The 9,192-nt window shown below is 67.8% G+C and carries 4 protein-coding genes, 1 tRNA gene, 1 pseudogene and 1 CRISPR repeat array; of the genes and pseudogenes, 1 reads left to right on the top strand and 5 read right to left on the bottom strand.

The annotated features are described in order from the left end of the window. From FCN22_RS12005 to FCN22_RS11990, 4 genes and pseudogenes are all read right to left on the bottom strand, one after another. A pseudogene (locus tag FCN22_RS12005) lies at positions 1 to 958 on the bottom strand (IS3 family transposase); the annotation flags it as partial. Positions 959 to 1,087: 129 nt separating this feature from the next. Beyond that, positions 1,088 to 3,232: a CRISPR direct-repeat array (repeat unit 36 nt; unit sequence GTCTTCCCGGTCTTCCTGACCGGGCTCCATTGCGGC). A 650-nt stretch (positions 3,233 to 3,882) separates the two neighbouring features. Next, a complete protein-coding gene (gene speB, locus FCN22_RS12000; RefSeq protein WP_137121786.1) occupies positions 3,883 to 4,845 on the bottom strand; it encodes an agmatinase in 963 nt (320 codons plus the stop codon). Continuing rightward, positions 4,842 to 5,714 carry a nitrilase-related carbon-nitrogen hydrolase gene (locus FCN22_RS11995; protein ID WP_137121785.1) on the bottom strand — a complete coding sequence of 291 codons (873 nt, stop codon included), beginning with the start codon at positions 5,712 to 5,714 and terminating at the stop codon, positions 4,842 to 4,844. The genes speB and FCN22_RS11995 overlap by 4 nt, the downstream gene beginning before the upstream one ends. Then, the gene (locus FCN22_RS11990) at positions 5,711 to 7,147 is read right to left on the bottom strand and encodes a purine-cytosine permease family protein (protein WP_137121784.1); all 1,437 of its coding nucleotides are present in this window, start codon (positions 7,145 to 7,147) and stop codon (positions 5,711 to 5,713) included. The genes FCN22_RS11995 and FCN22_RS11990 overlap by 4 nt, the downstream gene beginning before the upstream one ends. Before the next feature lie 88 nt (positions 7,148 to 7,235). Between FCN22_RS11990 and FCN22_RS11985 the strand changes: the two genes are divergently transcribed. Beyond that, a complete protein-coding gene (locus FCN22_RS11985; RefSeq protein ID WP_137121783.1) occupies positions 7,236 to 8,789 on the top strand; it encodes a PucR family transcriptional regulator in 1,554 nt (517 codons plus the stop codon). A 177-nt stretch (positions 8,790 to 8,966) separates the two neighbouring features. On the opposite strand, the gene FCN22_RS11980 is transcribed toward FCN22_RS11985, so the two are convergent. Continuing rightward, positions 8,967 to 9,040, bottom strand: a tRNA-Phe gene (locus tag FCN22_RS11980). Between the last annotated feature and the right edge of the window lie 152 nt (positions 9,041 to 9,192).

Below are 9,192 nucleotides of genomic sequence, written 5' to 3'. Positions count from 1 at the left end.
TCCGAGTGGAACGTGGCACCGGCTAGGCTGCCACGAGTCGCGGCCGCATCCTTCAACGCGTCCTCGATCAGCTCGGTGCGCATGTGGGAGGCCAGGGACCATCCGACCAGGCGGCGCGAGAAGCAGTCGATGACCGTCGCCAGGTACAGGTTGCTGCCCTCGGCCAACGGCAGGTACGTGATATCGCCGACATAACGGCAGTTTGGGGCGTCTGCCGTGAAGTCACGCCCCAGCAGGTCCGGGACCTTCTGATCCGCGGGGTCCGGCACGGTGGTGACCACCTTCCGCCGGCGTTGGTATCCGCGGATCCCGTGCAGGCGCATCACCCGCGCGACGCGCTTGTGATTGACCCGCTCATCGGGCGACGCGCCGTCGTTGAGCTCCGCCGTCACCCGCGGCACCCCGACCGTGTTGTCGTCCTCGTGCAGGTCTCGGATCCGCTCCACCAGCTGAGTGTCCCTGACGGCTCGGGCCGCGCGAGCGGGCGCAGCCTCCCTCCACGCGTAGAACGAGGACCGACAGACCTCGACCAGCTGACACAACCGCTTCACCTCGAAGGCGTGCTGGTGGTCGGCGACGAACTGGAAGCGGTTCACCAGATCGTCTCCCCGGCGAAATATTTCGCCGCCTTCTGCAAGATCTCGCGCTCGGTGACCAGCTTGGTCTTCTCCGCCCGCAACGCCGCGTTCTCCGCCTCCAGACGAGCGATCCGCTCTTGCGCAGACTCGCCCTCCCTGCCGGCCTCCACCGGCACGGTCCGGGCCGCCAACGGGCTACGAGCAGGGCTACCATCAGCCGCGGTCTTCTTGCCCGTCCCGTACGCGGCCAGCCACTGACGCAGCGTGCCACGCACAATCCCCAGATCCGCCGCGATGCTACGCACCGTCGCGCCCGGAGTGGACTCGTACAAGTCGACGGCCTGACGACGAAACTCCTCAGAGTAATTCTTACGGGCCATGGTCCTGATCATCTCGCTTCCCCAGCCCAAGGCTGGAATCAGCGTGTCCAAGATTCAGGGTCAGGCCCCTCCTGACCGGGCTCCATTGCGGCACCAGGCGGACGTGCGTCACCGACTCGGCATCGGCGTGTCTTCCCGGTCTTCCTGACCGGGCTCCATTGCGGCGATCAGGTCGCGGCAGACCGCGCATGTGACGCAGCGGGTCTTCCCGGTCTTCCTGACCGGGCTCCATTGCGGCCTGTATGACGACGGGACGGTGGAGCGTCTCGGTAAGGGTCTTCCCGGTCTTCCTGACCGGGCTCCATTGCGGCCATCAGGGCGGCGATCGAACCGGTGTCCAGTTCTTGGGGTCTTCCCGGTCTTCCTGACCGGGCTCCATTGCGGCAAGACGATCGCCTCATCGCCCTTGCCCTGCGGCGTCTGTCTTCCCGGTCTTCCTGACCGGGCTCCATTGCGGCCGCTACGAGGTGGCCGGCGGCAACACCGCCGCCCGCGTCTTCCCGGTCTTCCTGACCGGGCTCCATTGCGGCCACAACACCCTGACGCGAGCCTTGCCCCAGACCTGGGCGTCTTCCCGGTCTTCCTGACCGGGCTCCATTGCGGCGCGTCGATCGTCAGGACCGCCAGCAGCAGCGACGTCGTCTTCCCGGTCTTCCTGACCGGGCTCCATTGCGGCGAGTGCGTCGACGGCGTCATAGACGGCGCGGGAGTTGTCTTCCCGGTCTTCCTGACCGGGCTCCATTGCGGCCCGCCCAGGAACCGGCGGTAGGCGCCCGACTTGAAGGTCTTCCCGGTCTTCCTGACCGGGCTCCATTGCGGCTCCTACTGCCCGAGGAAAGGCCGGCCCCGATGCAACCGGTCTTCCCGGTCTTCCTGACCGGGCTCCATTGCGGCACCTCCACCACTGCATGATGTGACCGAGGAGCCACGTCTTCCCGGTCTTCCTGACCGGGCTCCATTGCGGCCTACCAGCACTGCCCGCGCCAGTACGTCCTCGAACGAGTCTTCCCGGTCTTCCTGACCGGGCTCCATTGCGGCCGCATCTGCGAGAGGACCGCGGACTGGGTCCGCTTGGTCTTCCCGGTCTTCCTGACCGGGCTCCATTGCGGCTGGATGGTGGCGACGATCCGCACCCGCCCGTTGACGGGGTCTTCCCGGTCTTCCTGACCGGGCTCCATTGCGGCTGGAACCCGGTCTGTGAGTACGTCGGCCCGAGGTTGGTCTTCCCGGTCTTCCTGACCGGGCTCCATTGCGGCCGGTGCGGTGGGCGATCATCTCGCGGGACTCGCCGGGTCTTCCCGGTCTTCCTGACCGGGCTCCATTGCGGCACGGCCGGGTCCGCGTTGGTGGCGGCCGCCCAACCGGGTCTTCCCGGTCTTCCTGACCGGGCTCCATTGCGGCAAGTCCGTTCCGGGGCAGTTGATCAGGTTGGACTGGCGTCTTCCCGGTCTTCCTGACCGGGCTCCATTGCGGCGACTTCAGCCGGCGGCCCGTCAGCGGGTCCAGCTCGTGTCTTCCCGGTCTTCCTGACCGGGCTCCATTGCGGCCACGACTGACGGATGCGAATGGTCCGGGCCTGCAGGTCTTCCCGGTCTTCCTGACCGGGCTCCATTGCGGCGACTTCAGCCGGCGGCCCGTCAGCGGGTCCAGCTCGTGTCTTCCCGGTCTTCCTGACCGGGCTCCATTGCGGCATGTAGTCGGCGATCTTCGGCACGGTGATCTCGTAGTCTTCCCGGTCTTCCTGACCGGGCTCCATTGCGGCCGTTCGCTCATCGGCTGGCCGCACTCGGGGCAGGGCGTCTTCCCGGTCTTCCTGACCGGGCTCCATTGCGGCATCTGCGCGGCCTCGAGGTCGTCGCGGAGCGAGTCGAGTCTTCCCGGTCTTCCTGACCGGGCTCCATTGCGGCGCGCGCCGCTATCCGGTCGTGCCGCACTGATGAGTCATCCCGTCTTCCCGGTCTTCCTGACCGGGCTCCATTGCGGCACTCGCGTCGGGTCGTGGCCGCCCAAGTGGCCCGGCCGGTCTTCCCGGTCTTCCTGACCGGGCTCCATTGCGGCAGGACCACCTGCTGCGCCTCCATGAGGACCGCTGTGGTCTTCCCGGTCTTCCTGACCGGGCTCCATTGCGGCACGGTCGGCATGAGGTTGTGCGCGTCCCAGCAGCCGGTCTTCCCGGTCTTCCTGACCGGGCTCCATTGCGGCGGTGGGTAGCGGTGCGGGTCGCCCGAATGCAGCCTCGTCTTCCCGGTCTTCCTGACCGGGCTCCATTGCCGCCTCGACGGCGTCCGCTTCCCCATCGACTCCTGACCCGTCTTCCCGGTCTTCCCTGACCGGGCTCCATTGCGGCATGGAGCCGCGGATCAAGCGGCACGTGCAGGGCGTGTCTTCCCGGTCTTCCTGACCGGGCTCCATTGCGGCCGCGCAGGAGGCCATCGGCGCCGTCATCAAGGCGGCCGTCTTCCCGGTCCTCCTGACCAAGCTCCATTGCGGCAAGCAGACCGTCAACAAGCTGGTCGAGCGACTGAAGGTCTTCCCGGTCTCCCTGACTGGGTGGATGCCGGGACGAACGCGCACGGGCCGCCGCTGCCTAGCCGTCGCCCGAGCGGCACTTCGCCCGTATTCGAGGCTTAAAACACAAGTGAACATCCGGGACCGGTGCACCGATGGACCCACCTTCAGGCGTAGGTCTCGACGGCGTGACGCGTCGACCCTCCAGGGAGAATCAACCCCCGGACCAAGCGCAGGCGGGTACACAAGGGGGTATACATGACAACGAGAATCGGCGCGAAGTGCCGCGAGACGGTGAAGAGCGTTTGCGCAGGTCACAGGCGGATCCGGTAGATCCTCGCAGGCCGAGAACGCCCTTGGCCCGCCCTCTCAAAGCGGCCGTGCGCTAGTAGGCGGCCGCCAGGGCGCCTCCCGGGTTAGAAGGTCCGGCTGGCCAGACTGATGGCGGACAGGATCTCGTAGGCGACGTGTGCGGCGGCGATGCCGGTGATCTGGACGTGGTCGTAGGCCGGCGCCACCTCGACGATGTCCGCGCCGACCAGGTTCAGGTCCGTCATCGCTCGCAGCATGGCCAGCAGCTCACGTGACGTCAGACCGCCTGCCTCGGGTGTGCCGGTGCCGGGCGCGTGGGCAGGGTCGAGCACGTCGATGTCGACCGAGAGGTACACCGGGCCGTCTCCGAGGCGCTGTTTCATGCGGGTGATGAGGTCGGGCAGGGGGTGCACGGTGAAGTCGGTGCTGGGCAGGACCTGGAAGCCCAGGTGGGTGTCGTCGGCCAGGTCGGTGTCGGCGTAGAGCGGGCCGCGGGTGCCCACGTGCAGGCAGCGGGACTTGTCCAGCAGCCCCTCTTCGGAGGCGCGGCGGAAAGGGGTCCCGTGCGTGTAGGGCGCACCGAAGTAGGTGTCCCAGGTGTCCAGGTGCGCGTCGAAGTGCACCACGGCCACCGGCCCGTGTCGTTCGGCGGCGACGCGCAGCAGGGGCAGGGCGATGGTGTGGTCTCCCCCGAGGACCAGCAGGCGGCGGTCGCCGGTGGCCACCCGGGTGGCTCCGGTCTGGATCTGCTCGATGGCTTCGGCGATGTCGAAAGGGTTGATCGCCAGGTCTCCGGCGTCGGCGACCTGCATTCGCGCGAACGGGGAGGTGTCCAGTGCGGGGTTGTAGGGGCGCAGCAGCTTGGAGGAGGCACGGATGTGCTCGGGCCCGAACCTGGCGCCGGGGCGGTAGCTGACACCGCTGTCGAAGGGGATCCCTAGGATCGCGATGTCGGCGTCCGGGACCTCATCAAGGCGGGGGAGCCGGGCGAAGGTCGGCGGTCCGGCGTAGCGCGGGATCTTGGTGGCGTCCACCGGTCCCTGCGGTGTCTGCGGACTCGGAGTCATGGGGCGTCCTCCTGGGTGATCACCGATGTGTACAGGCTCGGTCGTCGGTCGGTGATCACGTCGTTGTGGTCGCTGATCGTCTTGTCTCGTGCTTCGTTCAGCCGACACGGTGCAGTCAGAACCTGCGTGGTGGTCGAGGCCGAGCCGCCGGCCAGAGGCCACCCGTCGGCGTCGACGATGACGGACCCGCCGACCCAATCGACCCCTCGCTCGGGACCGACCCGGTCACATGCGGCGATGAACATGCGGTTGATCGCCGCCGAGGCCTGGACACGGACGACCTCGGCGGGTCGTTCCCCGGTCGGACGCGGAAGGTCCGGCCAGTTGGCTGGGGCGCACAGCAGTTGCGCGCCGGCCAGCGCGGGCAGGCGGACCCATTCGGGGAACTCCAGGTCGTAGCAGATCATCACGGCGACGAGGTGGCCGTCCACGTCGAGGACGGGCGGGGGCTGGTCCCCTGGGGTGAACACGAGCTTCTCCCGGTCCCACAGGTGCACCTTGCGGTAGATCGCCCGGACCCCGTCCCGGTTCACCACGGCGGCGGTGTTGAACAAGGCGCCGTCCCCGCCGTCTTCGCAGATCCCTCCGATGACGGTCACGTCGAGTCGCTCGGCCAGTTCGTGCCAGTGGTCGGTGGACGGCCCGGGGACCGGTTCGGCCAAGGCCCGCGCCTGGTCAGCGTCCATGAACGCGTACCCGCTGGTCGCCAGCTCGGGCAGGACCACGATCGTGGCGCCGGTGGCCGCGGCCTGCTCGATCGCGGCGTCCGCTCGGGCCCGGTTGCCTTCCAGGTCGCCGACCTGCAGGGCCAGCTGGCAGCAGGCCACCACCGTGGCCGGGTCGCCGTCCACGGCGCTCGGGCTGGTCATGTGGTGGGCTCGACGAGCGCGGCGCGGCTGCTCCGGACGGCCTCCGCCTCGGCGGACAGGTCGAGGTTTCGGGAGAACAGGTAGTAGAGGCCGCCGGCGACGGCCAGTCCGATCGCGAACGAGATGTCCGCCCCGTTCAGCGCCTTGGTGACCGGCCCCTGGAAGAAGGTCAGTGAGACGAAGGGGATCATGCAGACCAACCCGGCGAAGTAGGCGACCAGGCCGCGCCAGGCCCAGCGGTGGTAGATGCCGTCGGGGTTGAAGATCTCCGTGATCGCGTAGTGGCCGTGTCGGACGAAGTAGAAGTCGACCAGATTCACGGCGGTCCACGGAACCAGGAAGTACAGCATCAGGATGACAAAGTTGTTGAAGCTGCCCAGGTAGTTCGCCGGGATGGCCAAGGCGACAACGAACACGACCACGGAGATCGCGACGATGCCGATGACGCGCAACCGCACCGTCGGGTTCACCGGTCTAAACGCATCCACGGCGCTCGCGCTGGTCAGCATCGCCCCGTAGGCATTGACCGACATGATGGTCACCAGCGCGATTGCGGAGACGATGACGGCGAAGGTGCCGAACCCGGAGAACAGGGAGTTGCCCACGTGCCGGACGGTGGCGACCGCGTCCTGGCTCGGTAGCGCCGAACCGAGCACCGCGCCCAGCGACATCAGCCAGATCGCGGACCCTGCGGCGCCCAGGTAGGTCCACCAGATCACCCCGGCCGTGCTGGAGTCCTCCGGCAGGTAGCGCGAGTAGTCAGACACGTAGACCGCGTAGGAGATCTGGTATCCGGCCGCGGCCGCGAACACCACCAGGAACGAGGACGCGGAGAAGCTGCCGCCCTGCGGGATCTGTGAGCCGAGGTCCAACGTTGCGACCGCCTGGATCGTGATGACCGCGAACACCGCGATCAACAGGTAGCTCAGCCACCGCTGCACCAGCATCATCAGGTCGAAGCCGACGACCGCGATGATCACCGCCACCGCGATGAGGATGACGTACCAGACGGCGTCCGGGGCGGACAAGATGGTGTCGAACCCTTCGGCGGCCAGGATGACGTCGAACACGTTGAACCCGATGTAGACGAACACCACGGCGATGAACGGGACGATCGCACCGCGCACACCCCACTGGGCCCGCGACTGGATCATCTGTGGCAGCCCCATCGTGGGGCCCTGATTGGCGTGGAAGCACATGAAGAGCGTCCCGAAGGAGGCGCCGAGGCTCACTGCGAGAACCGACCAGCCGACCGCCAACCCAAGGGACGGGCCGATGAACCCGGTGACCATGGTGGCGAGGACGAAGTTGCCGGTGAACCAGAAGGGACCCTGGTGCCAGACTTTGCCGCGTCGTTCCGATGGCGGCACGTAATCGATGGAGCGGACCTCCACCACCCGTCGACCGCGGGAGGTGACATCTGAAGTAGACATGTCCGGGGCTCACTTCCTTGGCGAGGCCGAGCAGTTGCCACCAAGTATGAGCCGAGAAGTCCTACGCCCGCTGCTGTAGATTTCGCACATGAGCGAGTCAATCTTGGATGTTCCGTCCATCGTGCGGCCGCTCGTCACGATCGCCGACCTCCTCCGAGCGCTACCGTCGCTGGCAGTGCTAGTCGAAGGTGCCGACCTGCACCAGCCGGTCCGTTGGGTGCACGTCAGCGAACTGACCGACCCCACCCCGTACCTGCGCGGCCGGGAGCTGCTCCTGAGCGCCGGCGTCCACCTGCCACGGACCGCGGCCGACACCAATGCGTACGTCGCTCGCCTGGCCAAAGCGGGCGCCGTCGGGCTCGGGTTCGGGATCGACCCGGTCTACCGCAACGTGCCTCCGCGGCTGATCACCGCGTGTCAGGCTCACGGGTTGCTGCTGCTGCAGGTCCCGCCGACCGTGCCCTTCATCGCCATCAGTGAGGCACACGTGCGCGAACTCGAGCGCGCGCTCCTTCGCCAAGCCACCGTGACGGCAAGTCTTCAACACAAGATCGTCGCCGCCGCTACTCGTCCAGATCCCCTGCAGTCCATCGTGAACACCCTGGCCGCCCACCTCGACACGGCCGTGCTGCTCCGTGACCCGCAGCAGGGCGATTACCTCCAGTCCGGGGCCACCCAGGGGCCCGCGACGAACTCCGACATCGAGGCGGTCGTCGCTCAACTGCTGGAGTCCCGGTCGTCGCACCCGTCGGTCGCCGTGCACGAGCCCGGCCTGCACATCCTGGCGCAACTGCTCACGGTGTCAGGGCGCTCGATGGTGCTCGTGGTCGCCTCCTCGACCCAGCTGCCGCCGGAAACCGCCGGGATCGTGAACGTCGCCGCAACGGTCATTGCTCTCGTGTCTGGCCACGTTTCCACGGCACGGTTGCGTGCCCTGGGAGAAGCGGTGGCACGCGCTGCCGTCGGCGGGCCCGCCGAGTGTCTGGAAGCACCCGCGGCCGACACCTTCGGGCAGCCGCTGGATGGCCGATGGCGGGTCCTGGCGTGTAGCCCGCCCCGGGGACAGGACCTGCCTTCATGGCGGGACAACCTGACCACCACTTTGGCGACCGTCCTGCGCATTGACGATGGACAGCTCACCCTGGCGATTTCACCCGAGTCCGCTGACCCCGAGCGGATCGCGCGCCAACTGACTGCGGAGTCCTGCTCAGTCGGGCTTTCCGACCCGTGTGCGTGGGCCGCGCTTCCCGCCGCGGCCCGACAAGCGCGGCGTCGTCAGGCTGCCACCACGGTCGCCCACGGCACGGGGCCCAGACGACCACCTGCACGCGTTCAGGACCTCGTGGACCAGCGGGCCGCGCAAGCCTTCGCGACCGAACGTCTCGCGCCACTCCTGGGCCGGCCGGACGGGGAGGCCGCCCAACTGCTCACCACGTTGCGCACCTGGCTTCAAACCGGCGGCCACTGGGACCACACCGCGGCCGTCCTCTCCGTCCACCGCAACACCGTCCGCAATCGGATCGCCAAGATCGGCACCCTCCTCGAGCTCGACCTCAGCGAACCGGAGGTACGAGTCGACCTGTGGCTGGCCCTGGACTGGTGCGACCCGACGATCCTCCCGGAGTCTCACGTCAGCGGCTGAGCTGACCGGTCGAGAAAATCTCTTGACGTCAAGAGTTCGTGCAACATCTCGTGCAACATCTCTTGGCGAATCGGGGCTATTCGGGGTCACTCGCGGTCAGTGAGGCCTCGATCGGGGTCGGACTCCGGACGGACAAAACCGCAGGTCAGAGGGCCTCTGACCTGCGGTTTCGGGGGGTGGCCAGGGGCGGGGTCGAACCGCCGACCTTCCGATTTTCAGTCGGACGCTCGTACCAACTGAGCTACCTGGCCGCGTTTGCGCCAACGAGGAGATCTCCCCCGTCCAGCGCAAACGTAACGCCAGGTGGGCCTGGCGCGCGGCTCACTATACCGGACCATCGCGCGCCCTCGGGCCCCCCAGCCAAGGCCGGCTCGGCCACCACGGGAAGGGCCCGGCGCGAGAC

Origin of the sequence: Segeticoccus rhizosphaerae (assembly GCF_005222685.1) — a bacterium.
GTDB classification, from domain to species: Bacteria; Actinomycetota; Actinomycetes; order Actinomycetales; family Dermatophilaceae; genus Segeticoccus; species Segeticoccus rhizosphaerae.
Note: the sequence above shows the minus strand (reverse complement) of the source record. Positions and strands in the feature narration are given on the sequence as shown.

Excerpts from the sequence above, each read along its gene's own strand:
- FCN22_RS11990 (WP_137121784.1), bottom strand. The coding sequence starts at position 7,147 with ATGTCTACTTCAGATGTCACCTCCCGCGGTCGACGGGTGGTGGAGGTC.
- speB (WP_137121786.1), bottom strand. The coding sequence starts at position 4,845 with ATGACTCCGAGTCCGCAGACACCGCAGGGACCGGTGGACGCCACCAAG.
- FCN22_RS11985 (WP_137121783.1), top strand. The coding sequence starts at position 7,236 with ATGAGCGAGTCAATCTTGGATGTTCCGTCCATCGTGCGGCCGCTCGTC.
- FCN22_RS11995 (WP_137121785.1), bottom strand. The coding sequence starts at position 5,714 with ATGACCAGCCCGAGCGCCGTGGACGGCGACCCGGCCACGGTGGTGGCC.